Here is a 25831-nt window from a genome sequence, read left to right as displayed (position 1 = left end):
GACTCAGCGAGGTTGTTTCACCAATTCCTGGCAAACCGGGATCCGGCTGCTCGCCGCGGCGAGCTGAGGCACGTCGTTAAGGCCCCTGAGAAGGTCAAGACGGTCCAGTTCGTCGAGCGAGGTCCTCGCGTCGCGAAGCGCGGCCTTCGTCGCCTCGGGGTCGGCTGAGGAGTCGAGACGATGACGGACGTCGTCGGCTCGGGCGCGGATGCCGCCGAGCTGGGCGACCGCGGCCGTCCGCGAGGTGTCGCCGCCGGCGACGGGTGCCGGGCCGAGGTTCTCGAGCGCGGCGGAAGTGCGATCCAGCCCTTCGACCACCGAGAGCATCAGCTCGCTGGAGGTACGCGAAGCCTGCTGAGGCGTGCTCGGATCGACGCTGGGCAGCGCCGCCAGCGTCCGGACGAGTCCGCCCGCCGCGCCGCAGTACGCCTCCGCCCAAGCGGAGGTGGGGTCGGCCTCCGACGCGCTGACCGTCGCGAGACCTTCTTGTCTGGCGTGGGAAGTCACCGCGGGCTGCTGCCCGCACCCGGCGAGGCCGAGTCCGATACCTGTTGCTAGCGCGGCAAGGACGGTGAACCGCGGCCGCACGAAAACACCTCCCGACCTGACGACTTCCCGGCTGGCCCCCGACGGTACCGATACCGGGGGGCAATGCAAATCAACGTGGCGGAAAGAACGGTCAAGAAGGCAGCTTTTTGCAGTTCGGGGCCTGCGCGGCCAGTGTTTTCAACGAAACGTTCGATTCCAGCCGCTGGAACGGGTCGGGCATGTCGTTCATCCGGGAACCGATTTGCCGGAAGGAAGCCGCGGCGTCCGTCACGGCCTTCTTGTCGTCCTTCGGTGCGGCGTCGAGTGCCGCCTTCGCGGCGAGTACCTCGTCCCGGATCGGCGTCAGCGCGTCGACGATGCTCTTGCGCACCGCTTCGGCCTCCGCGCTCGGCGCCTGGCCCAGCTTCCCCAAGCCGGTGACCGCGTTGTCGAAACCGGGCGCGAACACCCCGAAGGCCTCGTCCATCACCTTCCGCGCGCTCGCGACGTCGTTCTGCTCGAACTCGGGCATCGTGAAATCGCCGATCTTGGCGAAGTCGAGCAACGAACCACAGAAACCGTCCATCCAGGAAACCCCGGCCACGGGAGCGGAGGAAGAAGGAGTGGCCGCCGGTTCGGCGCCGCAGCCCGCCAGCAGGAAGGCGGCGAACAGGATCAGCGAACGCCTCATGGCAGGGACTCCCCCGGATCGGATCGGCGTGACGCGCAGATATTAGACACACGCCGGGCCCGCCACGGAAATCGTGGCGGGCCCGGCGGAGGGAAACTGTCCCGGCGTTATGCCTTCGCTTCCGCGGGGGTGTCGGAAAGAACCGACTCGCGGCGCTTGGAGACCACGATCGCCGCGACGATGATCGCGACGGCGACCAGCGAGATCGCGATGCGGATGCCGACGTTGGCGTCCGCGCCGATCGAGAACTGCACGATCGCGGGGGCGATCAGCACCGACACCAGGTTCATCACCTTGATCAACGGGTTGATCGCGGGACCGGCGGTGTCCTTGAACGGGTCGCCCACGGTGTCACCGATGATGGTGGCCTCGTGCGCGTCCGAACCCTTGCCGCCGTGGTTGCCGTCCTCCACGAGCTTCTTCGCGTTGTCCCAGGCGCCACCGGAGTTGGCGAGGAAGATCGCCATCAGGGTGCCGGTCGCGATCGCACCGGCCAGGTAACCGGCGAGCGCGCCGGTGCCGAGGCCGAAGCCGACCGCGATGGGGGCGAAGACCGCGAGCAGACCGGGCGTGGTCAGCTCACGCAGCGAATCGCGCGTGACGATGTCGACGACCCGGCCGTACTCGGGACGGGTGGTGCCCTCCATGATCCCCGGGATGTCGCGGAACTGGCGGCGCACTTCGTAGACGACCGCGCCGGCGGCACGGGACACCGCGTTGACCGCGAGACCGGAGAACAGGAACACGACCGCCGCGCCGACGATCACGCCGACCAGGGTGTTCGGGCTGACCACCGTGTTCACGAAGAAGTTCAGCGTCGACATGCTGGCTTCCGCCGCTTCCGGGATCGACTTCAGCGCCTTGCTGATCGCGTCCTGGTAGGACCCGAACAACGCCGTCGCCGCGAGGACCGCCGTGGCGATCGCGATGCCCTTGGTGATGGCCTTGGTGGTGTTGCCGACCGCGTCGAGCTCGGTGAGGATCTGCGCGGCGTCTTCGTCGACGTCGCCCGACATCTCCGCGATGCCCTGCGCGTTGTCCGAAACCGGGCCGAAGGTGTCCATCGCGACGATGACGCCGACGGTGGTGAGCAGACCGGTACCGGCCAGCGCCACGGCGAACAGCGCGACGCCGCCGCCGAGCAGGTACGCGCCGAACACCGCAGCGCCGATGACCAGCGCGGTGTACACAGCGGACTCGAAACCGACCGAGATGCCGGCCAGGATCACCGTCGCCGCACCGGTTTTCGAAGACTTGCCGACCTCCTTGACCGGCTTGTGCTCGGTGCCGGTGTAGTAGCCGGTGAGCTTGAGGATGACCGCCGCGAGCACGATGCCGATGATGACCGAGACGGTCGCGATGACCGCCGGGTTCCCGGATTCGTTGGTGGCGCCGCCGGTCAGCTCGGAGAACGAACCGGGCAGGTAGACGAACGCCGCGATCGTCGAGAGCACCGCGGAAATACCCGCGGAGATGTAGAAGGAGCGGTTGATCGTGACCAGACCGCCTTCGCCCGCTTTGGCCTTGGTGATGTAGACACCGATGACCGCGGTGATCACGCCGATGGCGGGAACGATGAGCGGGAAGATCAGGCCGTGCACGCCGAAGGCGGTGCTACCCAGGATCAGCGCCGCCACGAGCATGACCGCGTACGACTCGAAGAGGTCCGCCGCCATCCCGGCGCAGTCGCCCACGTTGTCACCGACGTTGTCGGCGATGGTGGCCGCGTTGCGCGGGTCGTCCTCGGGGATGCCCTGCTCGACCTTGCCGACCAGGTCGGCGCCGACGTCCGCGGCCTTCGTGAAGATACCGCCGCCGACACGCATGAACATCGCGATCAGCGCGGCACCGAAACCGAAGCCCTCCAACACCTTCGGGGCCTGTCCGGTGTAGACGAGGACGACCACCGCGGCGCCGAAGAGGCCGAGACCGACGGTGATCATGCCGACCACGCCACCGGTGCGGAAGGCCACGCGCATCGCCTTTTCGCGACCGCCTTCCTCCCGCGAAGCGGCCGCGACGCGCAGGTTCGCCTGCGTCGCCAGCCACATGCCGAGATAGCCGATCGCGAAGGAGAACGCCGCGCCGACCAGGAAGAAGATCGACCTGCCGATCTTTTCGTTCCAGTCATCGGCCGGCAAGGCGAAGAGCAGTACGAACACGATCGCACCGAAGATCGCGAGGGTGTTGCGCTGCCGTTTCAGATAGGCAGCCGCGCCTTCCTGCACTGCCTTCGCGATGTCCTGCATCTTGGTGGTGCCCTGGCCGGCGGCCAGCACCTCCTTGAGCAGAACGTAGCCGATGACCAGTGCGGCAAGGGCGACCACGGCGATTACACCGACGATGGTGTAACCACCTCCGGAGAGCGTGAGTTCGCCCTCCGCGAGGAACTGCCGGGACATTCGTCCTCCTGGAGACGTCGCCGTTGGCCAACGACGATCCGCCGATGGAACCGGCGTGCCGACGCTGGCATGGGGGAACTGAACCGAACGTCACGCTAGTCGCACTGCAAGGCACGTCTCACATGACGCTCGCCACAGTCGGTGTGGATTGCGGGAGTGTATTGGTAGTGGGATGGCGGACGGCAAGGCGTCCCCGCCACCGCACGTTCCGTTACCTTGTGAGGCTGGTCACTTTATCGATCATCGACGGCCGCTTCCAGTGCCCGGCCCGTTCGGCGGCGGCCCGTTTCTGTCGGTGCGCTGTGCGAAGCTCGGAAGGTGGACGGCACGGTGCGACCCGGCAAAGGGCGGAGGCTTCTCGATCGCGCGACGGCGGGGATCCCGGCTTCGCTGTACCCGGTCACCCATGTGGCCGAGCTGCCCGCCCGTCCGGCGGATTCGGTCGACTGGCCGGAGTGGGCGGCGGCCCCGGTCGTCGAGGCGCTGAGGGCGAACGGCGTCAAGGCGCCATGGCGGCATCAGGTGGAAGCGGCGTCGCTGGCCCGCGCGGGCGAGCACGTGGTGATCTCCACCGGCACGGCGTCGGGCAAGTCGCTCGCGTACCAGTTGCCGGTGCTTTCGGCTTTGGTCGAGGACGAGCGCGCTTCGGCGCTGTACCTGTCGCCGACAAAGGCGCTCGGCGCCGATCAGCTGCGCGCGGTGTCCTCTTTGGACATCAAGAAGGCGCGGGCGGCGTCGTTCGACGGCGACACCCCGTTGGAGGAGCGGGACTGGGTCCGCGCGCACGCGAACTGGGTGTTCACGAACCCGGACATGCTGCACCGCGGGATCCTTTCGTCGCACGCGCGCTGGTCACGGTTCTTCCGGCGGCTCGCGTTCGTCGTCGTCGACGAATGCCACAGCTATCGCGGGGTCTTCGGTTCGCACGTGGCACTGCTGCTGCGCAGGCTGCGAAGGGTCGCGGCGTACTACGGCGCTTCGCCGGTCTTCGTCCTCGCGTCGGCGACGACGGCGGATCCGGCGGCGTTCGCGGCGAAGCTCACCGGACAGGACTGTGTCCCGGTCACCGAGGACGGCTCACCCCGCGGCGCCCGCACGGTCGCGTTGTGGGAACCGCCGCTGCTGTCGGAACTCTCGGGCGAGAACGGGGCACCGGTGCGGCGTTCGGCGGGGGCCGAGGCTTCCCGCATCCTCGCCGAACTGGTCATCGAAGGCGCTCGTTCGCTGGCGTTCGTCCGGTCACGGCGAGGCGCGGAGCTGACCGCGCTCGGCGCCCGGCGCATTCTGTCCGAAGTGGACGGTTCCTTGGCGGAATCCGTGGCCGCGTACCGCTCCGGGTACCTGCCGGAGGAGCGGCGTGCCCTCGAAGCGGCGTTGCTGTCCGGGCGGTTGCTCGGCGTCGCGACGACCAACGCGCTCGAACTCGGCGTCGACATCGCGGGGCTGGACGCGGTGGTGCTGGCCGGGTACCCGGGCACGCTCGCTTCGTTCTGGCAGCAAGCGGGCCGGGCCGGGCGCGCGGGAGACGCGGCGCTGGTCGTGTTCGTGGCCAGGGACGATCCGCTGGACACCTATCTCGTGCACCATCCGGCCGCGATCCTGGACCGGCCGGTGGAAGCCGCCGTCCTCGACCCGTCGAATCCGTATGTCCTCGGGCCGCAGCTGGCGTGCGCCATCGCCGAACTCCCGTTGACCGAGCCGGAGGTCGCGGCCTTCGGCGGCGACCCGGCGCGTGCCGTACTCGCCGATCTGGTCAAGGAGAAGATCATCCGGCGCCGGACGAGCGGCTGGTACTGGACTTCGCGCGACCGGCCGCACGCCGAGGTCGGCATCCGCGGTTCCGGCGGCGAGCAGATCGCCGTGGTGGAGGCCGATTCCGGCCGCATGCTCGGCACCGTCGACCCGGGTTCCGCCTGCTACGCGGTGCATCCCGGCGCGGTGTACCTGCACCAGGGTTCGTCCTATGTGGTCGACGAGCTCGACCTGGAGACCGGGCTCGCGCTGGTGCACGCGGAGGATCCGGACTGGACCACGTCGCCGCGCGAGATCGTCGACATCAGTGTGCTGCGCACCGAAGAGACCAGCGTGCACGGCGGGGTCACGGTGAACCTCGGCGAGGTGTCGGTCAGTTCGCAAGTGGTCGGCTACTTGCGGAGGCGCCCGTCCGGCGAGGTGCTGGACCAGACTCCGCTGGATCTGCCGGAGCAGAGCCTGCACACCCGCGCCGTCTGGTACACGATCTCGGCGGAGCTGCTCGGTGTGTCCGATGGTGTGGCGGGGACCGGGGGCCATCGGACGGGGACCGAAGCTCTGGAGCCGGTGGGGACCGGAGGCTCCAGGGTGGGGACCGAGGAACTTGGCGGGACACCGGGGACGAGCGCCGAGTTGGATCCGGCGCGCGTCCCCGGTGCCCTGCATGCCGCCGAGCACGCGGCGATCGGCCTGCTACCGCTGTTCGCTACGTGCGACCGCTGGGACATTGGCGGGGTGTCGACCGCGTGGCACGAAGACACCGGGGAGGCGACGGTGTTCGTGCACGATGGCCATCCCGGGGGTGCGGGATTCGCCGACCGCGGATTTGCCGCGATTGTCCCTTGGCTGGCCGCAACGCGGGAGGCGATCGTTTCCTGCGAGTGCCCGGCCGGCTGCCCGTCCTGCGTCCAGTCGCCGAAGTGCGGGAACGGCAACGATCCGCTGGACAAGGCGGGGGCAGTGGCCGTTCTGGACACCGTGCTCGGGGCTTTGCGTCAGCACGGGTCCGTGTCCGGCCACGGGGTGGCTTGAAATTGTGGGTTGATCAGGCGGCGGTGCTCAGGGTCGCCACGGGGGCGACGGTCCGGTCACCGGCCAGCGCACGGACGAGCACGTCGTGCACCTCGGTGGCCTCGGGCAGCTGCCAGCCCCAGACCTCGGGCTTGACCCGCCAGTGCACGACACCGTGCTGGAAGGGCGACGGGGGCAGCGGGATGTAGCCGTTCGCGCCGTGCCACTGGATCGAGGCCTGGTCGGCCAGTTCCCGCGGGATGCTCGTGGCGACGGTGGTGAGAAACAGCCAGCGGCCGTTCGGCATCGCGACGATCGGGGCGGGGTGTCCGGTGGCGCGCAGCAGGCGGGCGGCGGCCTTGCCGAGCTCGTCGTCGACCTCGATGGCGTCGAGCACGGTGCCGGTGGCCACGAGCAGGCTGTGGGTGTCGTCGCCGAACCAGGTGGCGACCTCGTGCGGGTGGGTCTCGGTCAGTTCGCGCCAGTTGTCCTGCGCCGGGACGGGACGGCGCCAGGTGAGGTCGTCACCTTCGGCGGTGATCGCGGCGGGCTCCGCGCCCGGGAGCACCGGCCAGCCACGCCACGCGAGGCCGATCGCCTCCGCCCGCATCTCGATGCGGAAGGCGCCCCGCCAGCTGTCCGGCCAATTCGCGTCCAACATTCCCGTCCCTGCCTCAGGTCAACTCTGTCCTGTGTCGGTTCTGCTCCGCGCTACCCGGCGACCTTCTCGAGGTGGCGCACATCTCAATAAACGGCAAGTTGCACATCGGGAGAAGACCTCACGCGACAACCGGCGGTTACTTAGCGATGAACGCGCGGTAGTGCGACCGGACGAACCGAACGCCGGACGTCCGATTAACGGGCGTGCACGACCGGTCCAGGGCCGTTCGTCGCAGCCGACCTGGGCTTCCGCCCGGAGTGACGGCGCTCACGACGAGCGGCGGACGGCCGTTCGGCGGCGCGCTGATCATGGCTTCGACCGCTCGCCGTGCGGCAACGACCGCTGCTCGCGCCGAGCGGTTACTGACGCGTACTACCGGCCGGTCACCACCGGACGACCGTTCGTCGTGCGACGCACGTCACGGTGACCGGTCGACCGGCCCCGCCCTGGCCCGTGCCTCCGCCCGTCCGGTGACCGCCGGCCGTCCCGACGGCTCCGAGCGCACCTCGACCAGGGCATCGCCGCGCTCCCAGCGGCAGCTGAGCAGCGTGACCGACATCCGGACGGCGACCTCCCGGGCCCGTTCACAGGCCGCGCCGGGCCCTTCCGTCGCGTGCGAGGCGGCTGCGAGCGCGGCCAGATCGGCGGCGGCCTCGGCGCGGTGGCGGGCCGTGACGGCGGCGCCGATCCAGAAGACGAACGCCGCGGCGCAGACCAGGACCGCGACGATCGAGGCCGTCCACACGGTCGCGACCCCGCGGTCGTTCGAGGTCATGGCCCGCTCCCCGGCTCGGCGATGGCGAAGGCACGGGAGTGCAGCCGGATACCCGGCAGGAGCCCGGCCACCGGTTCGGCCTCGACGCCGACGGTGATCGAGTCGCCTTCGCGGACGACGTCCAGCCGAGCGCCGGACGGTGCGATCGCCCGCACCGCCTGTTCGGCACGGGCGGGCTGGCCCCGGGCGATGAGCCTGGCCGCCTCCCGGGCGGCGTCGGTGCAGCGGAGCTGATCGGAGGCGACGCCGATCCCGGTGAACAGCAAGGCCGAGACGAAGGTCAGCGCGCCGATGCCGAGCGCCGCCTCGACCGTGACGGAGCCGCGGTCGGCCATCAGAACTTCACCGACAGGGCCCGCTCGATGAGCGCGGTGAGCCCGGCGGAGACGGCATCACTGGTGACGACCAGATAGAGGAGGGCCGCCAACCCGGCGGCGGCCAAGGTGCCGATGGCGTACTCGACCGTCGTCATGCCGTCGTCTTCGTGGAAGGTGGGGAGCTTGTTCATGGGGGGGATTACCTTTCAGTCAGTTGTTTGTCGGTGAACCCGCGGCCGTGATCGACGTCGGCAGAGCGCTGCCTGGCCTTCCACGGCACGCTGACGAACAGGGCGCCCTGCCACCGCGATAACGGGGCCTTCGGCCGGGCGGGTTCACGTCTTTGGTCGCTTCTCGCGTGATTTCTCCAGCTCCGCCCTCCCAAAGATCAGAGGAAGTCGAGACGCCCGGCCAGGCCGAGCACGACGGGCAGGACGCCGAGGCAGAGGAACGCGGGGAGAAAGCAGAGGCCGATCGGTGCCGCTAGCAGCACTCCGGCCCGTTCGGCTCGTTCCTCGGCTTCGGCGGAGAGCGACTCGCGCAGTCTTCGCGCGAGGTCCTTCGCGTGGGCGGCGCGCGCGGTGCCCGCCCTCGCCGTACGAACCGCGGCGACGGACAGCTCCGTCAGGCCGGGCCGGTCGCGGACCGGGGCCCAGGCTTCCGCCGGTCCGACGCCCACGGCGAGGTGCGACGCCACCGAGCGCAGTGCCGCCGCGGTCTGCGGTGACGCGGTCGGGACGACGGCTTCGAGCGCGACGGGTACCGGCAGCCCGCCGGCCAGGCAGGCGGACAACAGATCGAGGGTGGCCGCGGACCGAAGGAGTTCGGAGACGCCTTTGTCGCGAGGCCTTCTTTCCCGCGGCCGGAGCCATGCGGGGCGCTCTGTGGCGACAGAGGTGACACGCGGCCAACAGAAGACGGCACCGCCCAGCAGGATCAGGGCCGCGCCGGTCAGCATGGCGCCACCCGCCCGGTGAGGGCCCGGCACCAGGCCGTGCCCGCCCAGATCAGCCCGCTGCCCACGACGAGCGACCACTGACCGGCGGCCGTCCCGGTGAGGGCGTGGACCGGCCCGGCCCCCATCGCCTCGCCGAGCAGCAGACACATCAGCGGGAGGACCGCGAGCACGGCGGCACTCGCCCGAGGACCCGCCATCTTGGCTTTGAGACGACGGCGGAAACCGATCTCCGCCTCGGCGTCCCGGCGCGCGGCATCGAGCACCTCGGCCATCGGGAGTCCGAAGCGATTCGCGAGTGTCCACGCGGTCGCCAGCGCCGGTGGCGCGTCCGGTTCTGTGGCGGTGTCACCACCGAACCGGGCGGCCGCGATGAGTCCGCGCAAGCGCTCGGACGCCGCGGGCACCGCCTCCGCGGTGGCTTCGGCCGCGGCGACCGGATGGGCACCCGCCCGGAGTTCACCGATCATGGTCCGCAGCACGGACGCGGTGAGTTCGGCTTCGGCCAGCGCAGCCTTCTCTCGCGCCCGCCACCGGTATTCCTGGCGGATCGCCAAGGTGAGCACCAGCGTCGCCACCGCCCAGCCGATTCCCACGAAGGACAGAGCCAGCGCGGGGAGCGGCCAGCAGCCCGCCCGGACGGCGCGAGGCAGCCGCCAGGCGATCGGAGTGCGCGCCATCGGCTTCGGCCAGCAGGCGAGACCCGCACCCCAGGAGAGAAGGAACCACGGGTTCACGCCGCCACCTCCTCGAACGGCGTCTCGTCGCCGATCCAGGCGCCCTTGCTCCAGACCGGGACGACCTTGGCCTCGCCTCGGAAGGACCGGAGGACGCCGACCTCGTCCAGCCGCCGGATCCCGCTCGGCAGGCGGCGCATGTGCAGGACCACGCGTATCGCCGCGGTCAGCTGGCTGTGCAGCGCGTCCCGTTTCAACCCGCCGAGCGCGGCCAACGCCTCCAGCCTCGCGGGGACGTCCTCCGGCGAATTGGCGTGCAGGGTGCAGCCGCCGCCCTCGTGGCCCGTGTTCATGGCGTTGAGCAACGCGATGACCTCGCCGCCGCGCACTTCGCCGACGACCAGCCGGTCCGGACGCATGCGCAACGCCTGCCGCACCAGCTCGCTCAGCCCGACCTCGCCCGCGCCCTCGACGTTCGCCGGGCGGGTGAGCAGGCTGACGAACTGCGGATGGTCCGGTTGAAGTTCTCCGGCGTCTTCGACACAGACGATGCGCTCGGCCGGGGGCACCGCGCCGAGCAACGCGGAAAGCAGGGTCGTCTTGCCCGCCCCTGTCCCGCCCGACACCAGGAACGCGAGCCGTCGCCGGATGACCGAGCCGAGCAGGTCCGCGCCGCTGGTGCCGAACGCCCCGCGCAGCCGGAGTTCGGCGAGATCATGGGTGGCGGGCCGGAGAACCCGGAGCGAGAGCGCGGTCCCGGCGGGAGCGATCGGCGGGAGGACCGCGTGCATGCGGACCCGGCCTTGCGGCCCCACGCCCGGCAGCCAGCAGTCGGCGAACGGTTGAGCGTCGTCCAGCCGCCGCCCGCCGGCGAGGGCGAGCCGCTGAGCCAGCCTGCGGACGGCTTCTTCGTCGGCGAAACGAACGTCCGTCAGGCGGATGCCTTCGCCGGTGTCGGTCCAGACCTCGTCGGGTGCCGTGACGAGAACGTCGGTGACGCCGGGTTTTTCGAGAAGCGGCGCCAACGGACCGGCTCCGACGAACTCGTCACGGGCCAGCCGGACCGCTCCGAGGACGGCCTCCTGCCCGAGCGCGCCACCGGCTTCGGCGCGGACGGCCCGCGCGACGCTCACCGGATCCGCCGGGGCGGCCGATCCGGCCAGCCTCCGCCGGACCCGCTCGACCAGATCGCCGGTCATCGCGAGGCACCGGCCAACCGCCCTCGCGCGGCCGCGAGGACTTCGTCGGCGGCGATGGCCAAATGCCCGCGATGCCTCAGGACGAACTCGCCGCGGTCGAGGGCCGCCGCGAGGGAGCGCTCGCGGCCCATCGAGGTGATGAGCGGAACGCCGACGGCGTCGGCGATCTCTTGGGGGATCAGCCCGGCGGGCGACGGCCCCCGCACCGCGACACCGATCCGTGACGCGTGTGGCTCGATCCTGGCGAGGACCTGTTTCGCCGCCGCGCAGGCGCGGAGTTCGGCGGGGACGACGACCACGACCAGATCGGCCAGCCCGATCACGGTGGAGGTCTCGACGCCGAAATACCTCGGCAGATCGCAGACGACCGTCCGGCCCGCCCGGCGTCCGGCGCACAGCACTCCTTCGATCGCGTCCGGCCCCGGCCCGCGTCCTTCCCTGCCATAGGACACAAAGGACAGTGAGCCGGTCGCGTACTTCTTTCGCGGAAGTGCTTCGCTCAACGCGGCCATGGAGACCCTGCCGCCGAGCTCGAGCTCCGGCCAGCGTGGCCCGCGATCGCGTTCGGCGGCGAGGAGGACGTCGACCCCGCCGCCGAGCGGATCGCAGTCGACGAGCAGCCCGCCGGCGCCGGATTTCTCCGCCCGGTACGCGACGGCGGCCGAAAGCACGGAAGCCCCGGCCCCGCCTCGCCCGCCGATGATCCCGATGACGACGCCGTCGTCCCGCGGCGGCCCGTCGACGACGTCGGCGAACTCGCCGATGAGGTCGCTTTCCTCGTCCGGCAGGGAAAGGACCTTCTCCGAACCGGTGTTGACGGCCCGCTCCCACGTCGCCGGCGTCGGCGCGCCTTTGCAGACGAGCAGGACCTTGTTCCGCCGCAGCAGCCGGTTCGGCGCGCTCGCGGCCTCCTCGTCGAGCACCACGAGCGGCGCGCGGGCCCATCTCCCGCGTGCGGCGTCGAGATCGGGTGCTCGATCGACCTCGCACCCCGCGGCCGCCGCCACGCGCAGGATCTCGTCGAGCAGGACGTCGTCTCCGGCGACGACGAGCGGATGTTCCGCGGTCATGACTCCCCCAGTGATTCGGTCGGACTCGGGTGACCACTCCACGGTCCCGCCGCTTCCCCACCGCGCACAACGCCATTCCGCCCCGCCTGTGGACAACCGGGGTGTTGTGGACAACTCCGCCCCGGGAAACCGGTTTCCCGCGATTTCCGTCGGTCCCTACCGCTATGGGAATCAGAGCCGGACGGGGCACAAGAAATCCCTTGAGAGAAAGGAAAGTTAACGAACTACGGCCGGATCAGCCTTGTCCCGCCGTGGTTTCTGCCGCCGACAAGGTCTGAACCATTGGCACGACGGGGAAATAGGAGGCGGCCCTCGCCAGGGGGGAGGGACGAGGGCCGCCTGGGGTTCAGCCCCGGGGGGTCGGACTGAACCTGGGTCCGGTGCAACACCGGACATTCTCACTGTAACTCCGATACCGGCCCGTTGCGGGCGGCGCCGGTACCCACAATTCGATAACGGCACGACGCCCCCGAACGGATACGCGGTCGTGAATTTTCCACCGTCGTATCCCGATCGTGGTCGACCAACGCCGCACCCGGCCGTCCGCCTCTCCTATCCTTGGCGAGTGGACCGACCCAGCACGACACCGACCCAGGTCGCGGCGTTCTTCGATCTCGACAAGACGATCATCGCGTCATCGAGCGCTTTGGCCTTCAGCAAGCCGCTTTTGCGCGAAGGCCTGATCAACCGCCGAGCCGCGCTTCGCAGTGCGTACGCCCAGCTCGTCTTCTCCCTCGCGGGCGCGGACGCGGCGAAGACCGAGCGGATGCGAGCCGAGGTTTCCGCGCTGTGCACCGGATGGGATGTCGCGCAGGTGTCGGCGATCGTCCGCGAAACGCTGCACGACGTCGTCGACCCGCTCGTCTACGCGGAGGCGGCGGAACTGATCTCGTCCCATCGCGCGGACGGGCACGACGTCGTGGTGCTGTCGGCGACCGGCGAGGAAGTCGTCGCGCCGGTCGCCGAAATGCTCGGCGCGACGCGGAGCGTGGCCACGCGGATGCAGATCGTGGACGGCCGTTACTCGGGCGAAGTCGATTTCTACTGCTACGGCGAGAACAAGGCCGTCGCCGCGAAGCAACTCGCGGCGACGTACGGCTACGACCTCACCCAGTGCCACGCGTACACCGACTCGAGCACCGACATCCCGCTCCTCGAAGTCGTCGGACGGCCGCACGCGGTCAACCCCGACCGCGTCCTGCGCAAGCACGCGACGGAACAGGGCTGGGAGATCCTCGCCTTCGAGCACCCGATGTCGCTGCGGACCCGGATCCCCGCGCGGTCGGCGGGCCTGGTCGCGCTCGGCGCCTTCGCCGCGGGTGCCACCTGGTACGGCTACAACCGGCGCAAACGCACCCGCTGAACGCACACCCACACGGCGGTACCGGGCCGGTTTTCGCAGTCAGGGGCGCGAATTGTCCGTCGCGGAGGGTGCCCGTGTCACTAGATCGAGCCTCTGTACCGGTGCACCCGTCTGCGCACTTGAAGTGACCCGGCTCACGGCGTAGAAAGTAGGTGCGGACGTTCGGTCGGCCAGGGAACAGGTAGAAGAGAAGCCTGTTCCACCCCGGCGAATCTCCGTGTGCGGACACCGGGTACCCACGCGCAGCGCGCCGCGGGAGGCTCGTCGTCTAGGGACTGCGTACCGGGACGCCGGACGCCGAGTCCATGAAGGTACGACCAGAGTTGCACGCTTGGTCGCCCGAGTGGTCCGCACTGACTGGCGGCGCCCGCCGGCTTCTTGCCGACGGGCGCCGCCAGTGTTTTGCCCAGGTTTTCAAGCGTGACAGGCCCGTTCGCGTCCCTTTGTGTATGAACGGACCGTTCGTGCGGGTGGCCGATGGACAAGCAAAGTGCTCGTGGGTAGCTTCCGGATATCAGTGCTTCCAGGTGGACTTCTTTCCATCTGAGAGTCAGGCACGAATCTGGGAGGCTTGAGGTGACGACCCGAATCGCGCACGCCCGTCATCGGAGGATCCATGCGCTCGCCCTGCCCCTCGCGGGTCTGCTCGCCCTGGGTGTCGCGGGTGTTCCGGCGACCGCGCAGCCGGTGACGGCCGACGCGGAGGCGCAGCGGACGCTGCGCGGGCTGACCCTGGAGCAGAAGGTCGGGCAGCTCTTCGTCACCTGGGTGAACGGCAAGTCCGCCGACGAGGTCAACGCCAAGAACAAGGCCGACTTCGGGGTCGACACCCCCGCGCAGGTGATCGAGAAGTACCACCTGGGCGGCGTCATCTACTTCAACAACGACAGCCGCGACAACTTCGACGACCCGGTGCAGGTCGCCAAGCTGTCGAACGGGCTGCAGCGGGCCGCGCTCCGCAGCGGCGCGCGCATCCCGTTGCAGATCGCGACCGACCAGGAAGGCGGCACGGTCACCCGGATGGGGGCCCCCGCCACCGAACTGCCGAACGCGATGGCGATCTCGGCCGGCCGCGACACCAAGGCCGCGCAGGACGCCGCCCGGATCCTCGGGCACGAACTGCGCGCCGTCGGCATCAACCAGGACTTCGCCCCCGACGCCGACGTGAACTCCAACCCGGCGAACCCGGTGATCGGCGTCCGTTCCTTCTCCGGCCGTCCGGAGCTGGCGAGCCAGTTCGTCGAAGCCCAGGTCAGGGGCTTCCAGAACTCGGGACGGCGTTCGGAGACGGTGTCCGCCGCCGCGAAGCACTTCCCCGGCCACGGCGACGCGGCCACCGACAGTCACCACGAGCTGCCCCGGATCGACCGGAGCGAGGCCAGCTGGCGCGAGACCGACGTGCCGCCGTTCAAGGCCGCCATCAAGGCGGGCATCGACTCGATCATGAGCGCGCACATCCAGTTCCCCAGCCTCGACCCGTCGGGCGAACCGGCCACGCTGTCGAAGCCGATCCTCACCGGCAAGCTGCGCGAGGAGCTCGGATACCGCGGAGTCGTCGTCACCGACTCCCTCTCGATGGACGCGGTGCGCGAGATGCACACCGACGCGGAGATCCCGGTGCTGGCCCTCAAGGCGGGTATCGACCAGCTGCTCATGCCGGTGAACCTCGAACTCGCGATCAACTCGGTGCTCGACGCCGTCCGCAAGGGCGAGCTGACCGAGCGGCGTATCGACGAGAGCGTCCTGCGGGTGCTGAAGCTCAAGCTGAACCGCGGCATCCTGACCTCGCCGTTCGTCGACCCGGCCAAGGTGATGTCGAAGGTCGGCGTGCCGGCCAACCTCGCGACCGCGCAGGGCATCGCCGACCGGTCGGTCACCGCGATCCGCAACGACGGCGGTGTCCTGCCGCTCAAGCAGCAGCCCGCGAAGACGCTCGTGACCGGCTGGGGCGCGACCACGACGACGTCGCTGGCCGCGAAGCTCACCGCGCACGGCACGCAGGCGACCGCGCTCCAGACCGGCCAGACGCCGACGGACGCGCAGATCGCGCAGGCGGCCGCGGCGGCGAAGAACGTCGACCTCGTGGTCGTGCTGACCAACAACGTCGGCACGTATCCGTTGCAGGGCAAGCTGTTGCAGGCGCTGGCCGACACCGGGAAGCCCGTCGTCGCCGTCGCCGCCCAGATCCCCTACGACGCCGGCTACGAGAACCCGATCAAGACGTGGCTCGCCACGTACGGCTACATCTCGCCTTCGCTCGAAGCGCTGGCGAAGGTGATCCTCGGGAAGGTGACGCCGCAGGGCAAGCTGCCGGTGGACGTTCCCGCGGGCAAGGACGTGGGCACGGTGAAGTACCCCTTCGGCCACGGGCTGACCTGGTGAACCTCAACCGTCGCCACTTCCTCGCCACCGGCGCGCTCGCGGTCCCCGCGCTGACGGCCGGGTCCTCGGTCGCGGGGGCCCAGCCGGAAAGCGAGAGCAAAGGTCCCCCGCTCACCCGCACCGGAGCGGACGTGCTCGCCGCACGGGGCTGGGCACCGCTGTCCGGCCGCAAGCTCGGCGTGCTGTCGAATCCGACGGGCGTGCTGGCGAGCGGCGACCACATCGTCGACTCGATGGTCGCCGCCGGGGTCCGGCCGCTCGCCGCGTTCGGGCCGGAGCACGGTTTCCGCGGCAGCGCGCAGGCAGGCGGTTCCGAGGGCGACTACACCGATCCACGCACCGGCGTGCCGGTGTACGACGCGTACGGCGCCGACGCGACGAAGCTCGCCGGGATGTTCACGAAGGCGGGCGTCGACACCGTCGTCTTCGACATCGCCGACGTCGGCGCGCGGTTCTACACCTACATCTGGTCGCTGTACACGGCGATGGTCGCGGCGGCGAAGGTCGGCGCGGCGGTCGTCGTGCTGGACCGGCCGAATCCGCTGGGTGGCAAGGCCGCCGGGCCGATGCTGAACCCGGCGTTCGCCTCCGGTGTCGGCCGGAAGCCGATCGTGCAGCAGCACGGCATGACCGTCGGCGAACTCGCGCGGTTCTTCGCGGCCGAGTTCCTGCCTGCCGACGGGGTCACGCCGGGCAAGCTCGAAATCGTCGAGGTGCGCGACTGGCGCCGAGATCAGCTCTTCGCCCGCACCGGGCTGACGTGGGTCCCGCCGAGCCCGAACATGCCGACGCCGGACACCGCGCTCGTCTACCCCGGCACCGGGATGTTCGAGGGCACCGTGTTCTCCGAAGGCCGGGGCACCACGAGGCCGTTCGAGATCATCGGCGCGCCGGGCCTCGATTGGCGCTGGCGCGAGAAGCTGGGCGAGCTACGGCTTCCCGGGGTGAAGTTCCGTGAGGCGTACTTCGTGCCGACGTTCGGCAAGTTCGTCAACGAGCCCTGCGGCGGCGTGCAGGTGACGATCACCGATCCGCGGGCGTTCGACGCCATCCGCACCGCGGTCACCATGTTCGTCACCGCGAAACAGGTGCATCCGGACAAGTTCAAGTGGCGCCCCGACAACTTCCTCGACAAGCTCTCCGGCTCGGACAGGCTGCGCACGATGATCGACAAGGGCGCCGGAGTGGACGAGATCGTCGGGTCCTGGCAGGCCGAACTGGCCGAGTTCGACCGGAAACGCCGCCGCCATCTCATCTACCGCTGAAGGGGACGACCGTGCGTGTTAGGAAGATCCTGATCGCGGCCGTCTCCGTACTGGTCGCGGCGACCACGCTGTCGACGGCGGGAGCACAGGCGATTCCGGGGACCGGGCAACAGGGAGACGGCGCGGCGGGCCGGTTCGACAAGCCGCGCGGAGGCTTCGCGCCGGCGTCCACCGTGCTGCGCGACGGCGCGCCCTCCGACGTCGGCCTCGACCCGGAGCCGATCAAGGCGGCCGAGCGGTTCATCGAGAGCTGGACGAAGCCGGATGCCACCGGCCATCCGCACTTCTCCGGCGCGGTCGGCCTGCTCGCGCACGACGGCGTGATCGTCGAGCGCCAGGCCGTCGGCGGCGCGGTCCGCTACGCCGACGCCAAGGGCACGGAGCTGCCACCCGAACAGCAGGTGCCGATGCGCGCGGACACGATCTTCGACATGGCTTCGATCTCGAAGCTGTTCACCTCCATCGCGGTGATGCAACTGGCCGAGGCGGGCAAGCTGGACATCTCGGCGCCGGTGGTGCGGTACCTGCCGGAGTTCGGGGTGAACGGCAAGGAGGCCGTCACCGTCCAGCAGCTGCTCACCCACGTCTCGGGTTTCGCCGCGACACCGCTCCCGTCGCTGTGGGAGGGCTACCCGGACATCCCGTCCCGCCGGAAAGCCGTCCTCGACAGCCCGCTGAAGAACGCGCCGGGCAGCACGTACCTCTACTCCGACATCAACCTGCTGACGCTCGGCTTCCTGGTCGAGAAGGTGGCCGGGGCTCCGCTGGACAAGGTGGTCCAGGACCGCATCGCCGCGCCGCTGGGCCTGGTGGACACCGGCTACAACCCGCCCGCGGCGAAACTCGCCAGGGTCGCGGCGACCGAGTACGCCGCGAAGCCGCCCCGGGGGCTCGTACGCGGCGAAGTGCACGACGAGAACGCTTGGTCGCTGGGCGGCGTCGCCGGGCACGCGGGCGTGTTCTCCACGGCCGCCGACATGGCGGTGCTCGCGCAGACGATCCTGAACGGCGGGGCGTACCGCGGCCAGCGGATCCTGCGCGAAGAGACGGTGCGGGCGATGCTGACGAACTACAACCACAAGTTCCCCGACAACGCGCACGGGCTCGGCTTCGAACTCGACCAGCCTTGGTACATGGGCGCGCTGTCGGCCCCCTCGACGGCCGGGCACACCGGCTTCACCGGGACCTCGCTGGTGATCGATCCGCTCTCGCGGTCGTTCGCGATCCTGCTCACCAACCGCGTGCACCCGACGCGGAGCTGGGGCTCGATCAACCTCGCGAGGGAGACGTGGGCGAGCTCGCTCGCGAAGGCGATGGCCGTCCGCCCTGCGCGCGGCCGCGACGCGTGGTTCAGCGGCGCCGGGGACGTCTCCACGGCCACGCTCACGACTCCGCCGTTACAGACGCGCGGCGGGCCGCTGAAGGTCTCCTTCGACACCTTCGTGGACACCGAAGGACCGTCGGATTCGCTCTTCCTGGAAATAAGTACCGACGGCGGAGCAACCTGGAAATCGATTACCGTGCGTGCGTCCGGACCGGGCGCCCCCGCCGGGGAGCAGACCGGGCTCGGCGGGCACGGCCACCGCGCTTGGTGGCGGGCCGCCGCCGAGGTGTCACAAAGCTCACAAATCACCCTCCGCTGGCGTTACACGACCGATGCCCGTTACACCGGACGCGGAATTTCCTTGGATGGTGTGAAAGTCACTGAACGCGGCCGCATACTGCTGGACAGTGAGCATAATCCCCCTACTTTCGTCGCTACCGGCTGGAAGTTGAGCACTAGGTAGCCAATCGGCTCCGATGTGCTGACCGGACCGCCCCGTTGACCGGGACACAGCCCCTTGCATCGCGACACTAAGTTGCCAAGTCGTTAGCTCGACCTCGTTAACGGCCTCGACCTGGTTAGCGACTTTCTGGTCAACGATTAATCGCAAATCGAATCCGCAGACACGGATAGGTTGCGATCTTCCCGAAGGGTGTGGGTAGCCTTGTCGCAGATGCCAACGGTTAGTAACTTTCCCACGGTGGGCGATACCGATTCCGTAATCGCGGCCGCACCGTCCGAGGCCGTGCCGGCGCAGCCGACACGGGACGCTGACGCGAGCCCGCTCGTCCGGATTCGCTCCCTCCTGCCCGGCCTCGCCCGGGCCGAGCAGCGCGTCGCGAAGGTCGTCCTCGACGACCCCGCGCAGGTCGCGCGGCGCAGCATCACCGAGGTCGCGCTCGCGGCGAACACCAGCGAAACCACCGTCACGCGGTTCTGCAAGGCGGTCGGCGTCGGCGGGTATCCGCAGCTCAGGATCGCCCTGGCGGCCGACACCGCCCGCTCCGAGGCGCGGTCGACCCGCAACCTCGGCGGCGAGATCGGGCCGGAGGACGACCTGGCCGCGGTGATCGGCAAGGTCAGCTTCGCGGACGCACGCGCCGTGGAGGAGACGGCCGACCAGCTCGACGTCCCGTCGCTACAGCGCGTGATCGACATCGTGGCCGGCGCGGGCCGCGTGGACGTCTACGGCGTGGGCGCGAGCGCGTTCGTCGCCGCGGACCTGCAGCAGAAGCTGCACCGCATCGGGCGGGTCAGCTTCGCCTGGTCGGACACGCACATCATGCTCACCTCGGCCGCCGTGCTGAGCCCCGGCGACGTCGCCATCGGCATCTCCCACACGGGCGCGACCACGGACACCGTCGAGGCGCTGCGCGTGGCCCGTGAGCACGGCGCGATCACCGTCGCCGTGACGAACTTCCCGCGTTCACCGATCACCGAGGTCGCCGACCACGTGCTGACCACGGCCGCGCGGGAGACGACGTTCCGCTCGGGTGCGACCGCCAGTCGCATCGCGCAGCTGACCGTCATCGACTGCCTGTTCATCGGTGTCGCGCAGCGGCACATGGACGCGTCGGTCAACGCGCTCGACGCGACCAGGGACGCGGTTGGCTCGCACCGTCTGGGCGTCCGGCCCGACGGCAGGCGGCGGCCGCGGGAAACCGGCAAATGAGCGAAAAAGTGAGGCGCATGATGACCGTCCCACGCCAGGTGGTGCACGTCGACTCGCCAACCGAACAGCGCAATCCACGGACGACCGACATCGACCTGATGTCGACCATGGGCATCCTCGGCGCGATCAACGCCGAGGACCGCCGGGTCCCCGAAGCCGTCGCCGCGGTGCTGCCGCAGGTGGCGCGGGCGGTCGACTTCGCCGTGGAGGCGCTGCGGTCGGGACACCGCGTGCACTACTTCGGGGCCGGTACTTCCGGCAGGCTGGCGACGTTGGACGCGGCGGAGCTCGTGCCGACGTTCAACGTGCCCTCCGATTGGTTCATCGCGCATCACGCGGGCGGCGCGCGCGCTCTGCGCCAAGCCGTCGAAGACGCCGAGGACAACGCGAAGGCCGGAGCCGCCGAGGTGGCCGAGTCCGTCGCGCCAGGCGACTTCGTGCTCGGGCTGACGGCTTCCGGCCGGACGCCCTACGTCCTCGGCGCGCTGGCCGCGGCCAGCCGTCTCGGTGCCCGGACCGCGCTGGTCTCGGGCAATCCGGCCGCGGTCACGCCGCCGGGTGTCGACGTCCTCATCGCGGTGGACACCGGCCCCGAGGCGATCGCCGGATCGACGCGGATGAAGGCGGGCACGGCGCAGAAGATCATCCTCACGGCGTTCTCCACCGCCACGATGATCAAGCTCGGCCGCACGTATTCGAACCTGATGGTGAGCATGCGGGCGACCAACGCGAAGCTGCGCGGGCGGACCATCCGGATCCTGCGCGAGGCCACCGGCATGAGCATGGCGGACTGTTCCGACGCGCTCACCGAGGCCGACGGCGACCTCAAGGTCGCGCTGGTCCATCTGCTGTCCGGTGAAGACGTCGCGAGTGCGGCGAAGGCGCTGACGGCCAGCGATGGCCATGTACGAAAGGCTCTCGACTCCCTCAGGGTGCGCGCGAGCTGAACACCGGCGGACAGACCCGTTCATCCCGACGCATCGCGCTCACGCGACGCGAACGGGTGTCCGTCGCCGGGATGGCCGGATTCATCCTGCTGCTCAACGTCATCGGCTGGGGGGTCCTGACGCTTTTCGTGGCGCCGCGCCAGTACGAGCTCGGCGCCACGGGCGTGTTCGGGGTCGGCCTCGGCGTCACGGCGTTCGTACTCGGGATGCGGCACGCGTTCGACGCGGACCACATCGCCGCGATCGACAACACCACCCGCAAGCTGATGGCCGACGGGCAACGGCCGCTTTCGGTCGGGTTCTGGTTCTCCCTCGGCCATTCGACGATCGTCTTCGTCCTGTGCCTGCTGCTGTCGCTCGGCGTCCGCGCGCTCGCCGGGGCCGTCGAGGACGACTCGTCGGCGCTGCACGAGGCGACCGGGCTGATCGGGACCTCCGTTTCGGCGGTGTTCCTGTACCTCATCGGGATCATGAACCTGGTGGTGCTCGTCGGCATCGTGAAGGTGTTCCGGCGCATGCGGCGGGGCGAGTTCGACGAAGCGGCGCTGGAGCGGCAACTCGACAACCGCGGCTTCATGAACCGTCTGCTCCGCGGCGCCACCAAAGCGGTGCGCAAGCCTTGGCACATCTATCCGATCGGCGTGCTGTTCGGCCTCGGCTTCGACACCGCGACCGAGGTCAGCCTGCTGGTGCTCGCCGGCGGCGCGGCGGCGTTCTCGCTGCCCTGGTACGCGATCCTGGTGCTGCCGATCCTGTTCGCCGCCGGGATGACGCTGTTCGACACCGCCGATGGCTGCTTCATGAACTACGCGTACGGCTGGGCGCTCGCGAAGCCGGTGCGGAAGATCTACTACAACCTCATCGTGACGGCGCTTTCCGTCGCGGTCGCCTTGCTGATCGGGACGATCGAGGTCGTCTCGATCATCACCGAACGGCTCGGCATCACGACCGGACCGCTCGCGGCTATCGGGTCGCTGAGCCTGGACTACGTGGGCTACGCGGTTGTAGCGCTCTTCGTGCTTACGTGGTTCTTCGCGCTCCTCGTGTGGCGGTTTGCGCGTATCGAGGAGCGCTGGTCGGTCAAGTAAGGTCACGCGGGCTCGGGCACCTTCGCCCGCGAAGGCACCGAAAGCGCGAAGCCCACCAGAGCGACGAAGGCGGCAACGGGACCGATCCACCAGACACCGGCGGAAGACAGGACGACGCCGCCCAGCGCGGCACCGAGCGCTCCGCCGGCGTAGATCGCGGAACCGTTGAGCCCCATGGCGACCGTCGGCGCGTCGGGCGCCAGCGAGAACAGCCGGTGCTGCTGCGGAACCATCAGCATGCCGCCGAAGACCCCCGAAGCCAGCGCGAGGACCAGCGAACCGGGCAGGCTCAGCACGGCGACGTCCAGCAGCGCGAACGTCACGACCGTGCCGATCAGCGAAATCGAGCGGACGCGCGAAGGCCCCAGCGAGTCCGTCGCCCGGCCCGCGAAGGCGTTGCCCGCGATCTGCCCGATCCCGAAACCGACGAGCAACCACGAGATCGTCGCGCCCACCGCCACCGGAGCCACCAGCACCGGCAGGTACACGAAGGCCGCGAAGCCCGCGGCGGTGCCGAGGACGCTCACGCCGAGCACACGCGCGATCGGCGGCCGCGCGACGACGGCGAGCCTGTCGCGCAACGACACCGTCGGCATCCGAACCCCGGGCAGCAGCGGCACGAGCAGCATCACGACCAGCGCCACCGCACCGATCCCCCACATCACCGCGCGCCAGCCGAACCAGTTGCCCGCCACCACCCCGATCGGCACGCCGAGCACCATCGACACGCTCATCCCGTTCGAGACCGTGGCCAGCGCGCGGCCGCGGCGCTCGTCCGAGGACAGCGCGCCGGCCAGTACATAGGCGTTGGATTGGAACGCGGCGGCGCCGAGGGCGGCCAGCACCCGCGCGACGGCGACCACGGCGAAGGATTCGCCGAGAGCCTGACCGGCCATGCCGATCGTGAACAGCACCATCCCCGCGCCGAGCACCCAGCGCCGGTCGAGCCGTCCGGTGAAAGCCGCGATCAGCGGCGAAGAAATCGCGTAGGTCACCGCGAAGACCGTGGTCAGCTGGCCCGCGACGGCCTCGGAAACCCGCAGGTCGGCGGCGATGGCGGGCAGCAGCCCGTTCAGGACGAATCCGTCGGTGCCGACGGTGAACGTCCCGACGGCGAGTACCAGCAGAGCCCCCAGAGCGAGCCGATCATTTGATGATCGTCGAATCGTCATGGGAGGTATAGTGGCGGGACTGTTCGATGACTGTCAAATAGTTTGGAGTGCCGTGAGCAGCACGCTGCCGCAGCCGTCGATCGACGAGATCGAGATCGTGCCGGTGCTCCAGGCGCTCGCGGATCCCGTGCGCCTGGAGCTGATCCGCGCCCTGCGAAGCAACCCTTCGCCGCGAAGCTGCGCCGTCACCGAGTACGACGTCGAGATCAGCGCGCCGACGCTTTCCCACCACTGGAAGGTGTTGCGCGAGGCCGGCCTCACGACGACGTTCGTCGAGGGCCGGACCCGCTGGGTCGAGCTACGAACCGAAGACGTCCACGCCCGCTTCCCCGGGCTACTGGACGCCGTCCTCGCCTAGCCGCCACTTCGCCGCGAGTTCCGCCGCGGCGCACACACCGACATCGAGCAGATACGGCCCCGCCTGCCCGCAACCCGATGCCGGCGCGATCGGCTGACCGTGCCCCATCCCGGTGATGGCGTGCGTGTCGACGGCCGCGCCGACATCGGACCACTGCTCGGAAAGCTCACGCATGTTCATCGGGGCGACGGTGTAGTCCGCGGTCCCGTGCCAGACGCTGACCGGCGAACGCGGCCCTGTGCCCACAGCGCGCACCTTGTCGCCCCATTGCTTCGGGGTCAGATCCTTGCCGGGGTTCATGCAGGAGTACGCGTCGATCATCGAGGCCGCGCAGCCGTAGGGCAGCCCCGCGACGACACCGCCGCCCGCGAACAGTTCCGGATACGCCGCCAGCATCACCGAAGTCATCGCACCACCGGCCGACAAGCCGGTCACGTACGTCCGGCTTCCGGCCGAATACCGCGCCATCTGCGCGATCGATTCGGCTTCTCCAGAGCCACGCTTGATGTCGGCCGCCTGGAACCAGTTGAAGCACTTGCTGAAGTTGTTCGCCGAAACCTGTTGCGGCAGAACGAGCTTGAACCGCAGCCTGTCCGCGAGCCCGACCCAGCCGGAGCCACGCGCGTATCCGGCGGCGTCCTGCGTGCAGCCGTGCAGCACGACCACCGCCGGACGTCCGGACGGCAGCCCGTCGGGGACGTATTCGAACATCTGCAGAGCACCGGGATTGCTCCCGAACCCGGTCACCGGACGGATCGTCGCCGCCTGTGCCGGAGTCGCGAAGAGAAGGGTCAATGCCGAAACCACCGCGCCGATGAGGAGTTTTCGCATCACCCGAGGCTAAAACCGGCGCCCGCGGGGTTTCCACGTGGAAGACCACCACAGCGGCGGCGCGTTTTGTGTGGCCGCGCCGGGTACCGATCCGCGAAATGCCCGCTTATCGTCGGCCGATGCGGCTCTTCCTGGTCCTCGCGATGATGCTGGCCCTGGCCACCCCCGCTCAGGCGGCGAGCGGTTGCGGGAACGTGCGCGTTCCCGGCGCCGCGACCCAACGACTGTCCTGTTTGGACGATTTGACCACCACCGGCACCCTGGCCACCGGGCACACCGTCCAGTCCGACTGGGCCGGGCTCACCTCCACCGGTTTCCCCGCGCCCAAGGGTGTTCCCGGTATCCAGATCGACGGCTACTTCCCGGATTCGTCGACGTCCAACACGACGCACGGCTGGAACCACGACGCGCAGTTCGTGCTCCGGCTTCCCGATCGCTGGAACGGCGGCCTCGTGGTGTCGGGATCGCCCGGCGTGCGACGGCAGTACGCGAACGATCGCGCGATCGGCGACCAGGTCCTCGCCGCCGGTTACGCGTTCGCCGCCACCGACAAGGGCAACACCGGCGCCGACTTCCACACCGATGGACGTCGCCCCGGTGACGCGATCGCCGAGTGGAACTCGCGGGTCACACAGCTGACCATCGCCGCGAAGGCGGCCGTCGCGCACCGCTACGGACGCCTGCCGAGCCGCACCCTCGCGGCCGGGATGTCGAACGGCGGCTACCTCGTCCGCTGGCAGCTCGAGAACCGGCCGTGGCTCTACGACGGCGGAATCGACTGGGAGGGCACGCTTTGGCACGAAGACGGCCCGAACCTGTTCACCTTCCTGCCGCCCGCGATCAAGGCCTATCCCGCGTACGCCTCCGGTTCCGCGCAAGCCCACCAGGAAATCCTCGACGCCGGATTCGCGCCGGGTTCCGAATTCCTCTGGAAGTACCACAACGACGTCTACTGGGGCTTGACCCAGCGCATCTATCAGGCCGAATTCGACCCGTCGTTCGCCGGGACCGACTACGACTACGCCGCCCGCCCTCGGCCGGTACACCGCGCGGTCGAACGGATCTCGCTGACCGGCCGGATCGGCAAACCGCTGATCACCCTGCACGGCACCCTCGACACGCTCCTGCCGATCACCCACGATTCCGATGTCTACCAGCGGATGATCGCCGAGCAGGGCCGCGCCGGCCTGCAGCGCTACTACCGGATCGCCGACGGCAACCACGTCGACGGGCTGTACGACGCGTACCCGGACAAGCTGCGCCCGATCGGCCCTTGTTTCCGCACGGCTTTCAGCGCGCTCGAAGGCTGGCTCGACGGCGTCCGTCCGCCCGCTTCGGCGACCATTCCGCGCGCGAGCGGCGACCTGGCGACGGCATGCGCATTAAGCTGA

23 protein-coding genes are annotated in these 25831 nt (G+C 69.7%); 10 read left to right on the top strand and 13 right to left on the bottom strand.

What is annotated here, in order from left to right:
- Positions 1-3: 3 nt before the first annotated feature.
- The 3 genes from DMC61_RS35550 to DMC61_RS35540 form a co-directional block, all read right to left on the bottom strand.
- Positions 4-588 (bottom strand): hypothetical protein, encoded by a 585-nt coding sequence (locus DMC61_RS35550; protein ID WP_125694922.1) that lies wholly within the window; start codon positions 586-588, stop codon positions 4-6.
- Between the two features lie 91 nt (positions 589-679).
- A complete protein-coding gene (locus DMC61_RS35545) occupies positions 680-1219 on the bottom strand; it encodes a hypothetical protein (protein ID WP_233595058.1) in 540 nt (179 codons plus the stop codon).
- 107 nt (positions 1220-1326) lie between these two features.
- The gene (locus DMC61_RS35540) at positions 1327-3621 is read right to left on the bottom strand and encodes a sodium-translocating pyrophosphatase (protein ID WP_072029639.1); all 2295 of its coding nucleotides are present in this window, start codon (positions 3619-3621) and stop codon (positions 1327-1329) included.
- A gap of 318 nt (positions 3622-3939) precedes the next feature.
- On the opposite strand from DMC61_RS35540, the gene DMC61_RS35535 reads away from it, so the two are divergent.
- Entirely contained in the window at positions 3940-6405 is a 2466-nt protein-coding gene (locus DMC61_RS35535; protein WP_125694920.1) for a DEAD/DEAH box helicase, read from the top strand.
- Positions 6406-6418: 13 nt separating this feature from the next.
- Here DMC61_RS35535 and DMC61_RS35530 read toward each other — a convergent pair whose 3' ends face one another.
- The 8 genes from DMC61_RS35530 to ssd all read right to left on the bottom strand — a co-directional run bounded on the left by DMC61_RS35530 (position 6419) and on the right by ssd (position 12038).
- Entirely contained in the window at positions 6419-7045 is a 627-nt protein-coding gene (locus DMC61_RS35530) for a bifunctional DNA primase/polymerase (RefSeq protein ID WP_016337838.1), read from the bottom strand.
- 418 nt (positions 7046-7463) lie between these two features.
- A complete protein-coding gene (locus tag DMC61_RS35525) occupies positions 7464-7820 on the bottom strand; it encodes an Rv3654c family TadE-like protein (RefSeq protein WP_125694918.1) in 357 nt (118 codons plus the stop codon).
- Positions 7817-8155, bottom strand: coding sequence for a TadE family type IV pilus minor pilin (locus DMC61_RS35520; RefSeq protein WP_125694916.1), 339 nt, complete (start codon positions 8153-8155; stop codon positions 7817-7819). The genes DMC61_RS35525 and DMC61_RS35520 overlap by 4 nt, the downstream gene beginning before the upstream one ends.
- Complete coding sequence (locus DMC61_RS35515) at positions 8155-8328, bottom strand: DUF4244 domain-containing protein (RefSeq protein WP_125694914.1); 174 nt, start codon at positions 8326-8328, stop codon at positions 8155-8157. The genes DMC61_RS35520 and DMC61_RS35515 overlap by 1 nt, the downstream gene beginning before the upstream one ends.
- Positions 8329-8525: 197 nt before the next feature.
- Positions 8526-9095: a type II secretion system F family protein gene (locus tag DMC61_RS35510; protein ID WP_125694912.1), complete on the bottom strand. Its 570-nt coding sequence runs from the start codon at positions 9093-9095 to the stop codon at positions 8526-8528.
- Positions 9089-9829, bottom strand: a complete 741-nt coding sequence (locus tag DMC61_RS35505) for a type II secretion system F family protein (protein ID WP_125694910.1) — start codon at positions 9827-9829, stop codon at positions 9089-9091. The genes DMC61_RS35510 and DMC61_RS35505 overlap by 7 nt, the downstream gene beginning before the upstream one ends.
- Positions 9826-10968: a TadA family conjugal transfer-associated ATPase gene (locus DMC61_RS35500; RefSeq protein ID WP_125694908.1), complete on the bottom strand. Its 1143-nt coding sequence runs from the start codon at positions 10966-10968 to the stop codon at positions 9826-9828. Before DMC61_RS35500 ends, DMC61_RS35505 begins: the two co-directional genes overlap by 4 nt.
- The gene (gene ssd, locus DMC61_RS35495; protein WP_125694906.1) at positions 10965-12038 is read right to left on the bottom strand and encodes a septum site-determining protein Ssd; all 1074 of its coding nucleotides are present in this window, start codon (positions 12036-12038) and stop codon (positions 10965-10967) included. Before ssd ends, DMC61_RS35500 begins: the two co-directional genes overlap by 4 nt.
- A gap of 565 nt (positions 12039-12603) precedes the next feature.
- On the opposite strand from ssd, the gene DMC61_RS35490 reads away from it, so the two are divergent.
- The 7 genes from DMC61_RS35490 to DMC61_RS35460 all read left to right on the top strand — a co-directional run bounded on the left by DMC61_RS35490 (position 12604) and on the right by DMC61_RS35460 (position 22079).
- Positions 12604-13401, top strand: coding sequence for an HAD family phosphatase (locus DMC61_RS35490; protein WP_125694904.1), 798 nt, complete (start codon positions 12604-12606; stop codon positions 13399-13401).
- 576 nt (positions 13402-13977) lie between these two features.
- On the top strand, positions 13978-15783 hold the full coding sequence (locus tag DMC61_RS35485; protein WP_125694902.1) for a glycoside hydrolase family 3 protein: 1806 nt from the start codon (positions 13978-13980) through the stop codon (positions 15781-15783).
- On the top strand, positions 15780-17048 hold the full coding sequence (locus tag DMC61_RS35480) for an exo-beta-N-acetylmuramidase NamZ domain-containing protein (protein ID WP_125694900.1): 1269 nt from the start codon (positions 15780-15782) through the stop codon (positions 17046-17048). Before DMC61_RS35485 ends, DMC61_RS35480 begins: the two co-directional genes overlap by 4 nt.
- Before the next feature lie 11 nt (positions 17049-17059).
- The gene (locus tag DMC61_RS35475) at positions 17060-18835 is read left to right on the top strand and encodes a serine hydrolase (protein ID WP_125694898.1); all 1776 of its coding nucleotides are present in this window, start codon (positions 17060-17062) and stop codon (positions 18833-18835) included.
- A 210-nt stretch (positions 18836-19045) separates the two neighbouring features.
- Complete coding sequence (locus DMC61_RS35470; RefSeq protein ID WP_225949385.1) at positions 19046-20044, top strand: MurR/RpiR family transcriptional regulator; 999 nt, start codon at positions 19046-19048, stop codon at positions 20042-20044.
- Between the two features lie 17 nt (positions 20045-20061).
- The gene (locus DMC61_RS35465; RefSeq protein WP_125694896.1) at positions 20062-20991 is read left to right on the top strand and encodes an N-acetylmuramic acid 6-phosphate etherase; all 930 of its coding nucleotides are present in this window, start codon (positions 20062-20064) and stop codon (positions 20989-20991) included.
- A 56-nt stretch (positions 20992-21047) separates the two neighbouring features.
- A complete protein-coding gene (locus tag DMC61_RS35460; RefSeq protein ID WP_199750174.1) occupies positions 21048-22079 on the top strand; it encodes a HoxN/HupN/NixA family nickel/cobalt transporter in 1032 nt (343 codons plus the stop codon).
- A 2-nt stretch (positions 22080-22081) separates the two neighbouring features.
- Here DMC61_RS35460 and DMC61_RS35455 read toward each other — a convergent pair whose 3' ends face one another.
- A complete protein-coding gene (locus DMC61_RS35455) occupies positions 22082-23251 on the bottom strand; it encodes an MFS transporter (RefSeq protein WP_125694892.1) in 1170 nt (389 codons plus the stop codon).
- A 52-nt stretch (positions 23252-23303) separates the two neighbouring features.
- Between DMC61_RS35455 and DMC61_RS35450 the strand changes: the two genes are divergently transcribed.
- The gene (locus DMC61_RS35450) at positions 23304-23609 is read left to right on the top strand and encodes a helix-turn-helix transcriptional regulator (RefSeq protein ID WP_016337854.1); all 306 of its coding nucleotides are present in this window, start codon (positions 23304-23306) and stop codon (positions 23607-23609) included.
- Here DMC61_RS35450 and DMC61_RS35445 read toward each other — a convergent pair.
- The gene (locus tag DMC61_RS35445) at positions 23586-24440 is read right to left on the bottom strand and encodes a PHB depolymerase family esterase (protein WP_125694889.1); all 855 of its coding nucleotides are present in this window, start codon (positions 24438-24440) and stop codon (positions 23586-23588) included. The genes DMC61_RS35450 and DMC61_RS35445 overlap by 24 nt on opposite strands.
- A 119-nt stretch (positions 24441-24559) precedes the next feature.
- On the opposite strand from DMC61_RS35445, the gene DMC61_RS35440 reads away from it, so the two are divergent.
- A complete protein-coding gene (locus DMC61_RS35440; protein WP_199750173.1) occupies positions 24560-25831 on the top strand; it encodes a tannase/feruloyl esterase family alpha/beta hydrolase in 1272 nt (423 codons plus the stop codon).

The sequence above is a fragment of the Amycolatopsis sp. WAC 04169 genome, from assembly GCF_003947535.1.
Taxonomy (GTDB): Bacteria; Actinomycetota; Actinomycetes; order Mycobacteriales; family Pseudonocardiaceae; genus Amycolatopsis; species Amycolatopsis keratiniphila.
The sequence above is the reverse complement of the archived record's forward strand: the minus strand, read 5'-3'. Positions and strand labels throughout refer to the sequence as shown.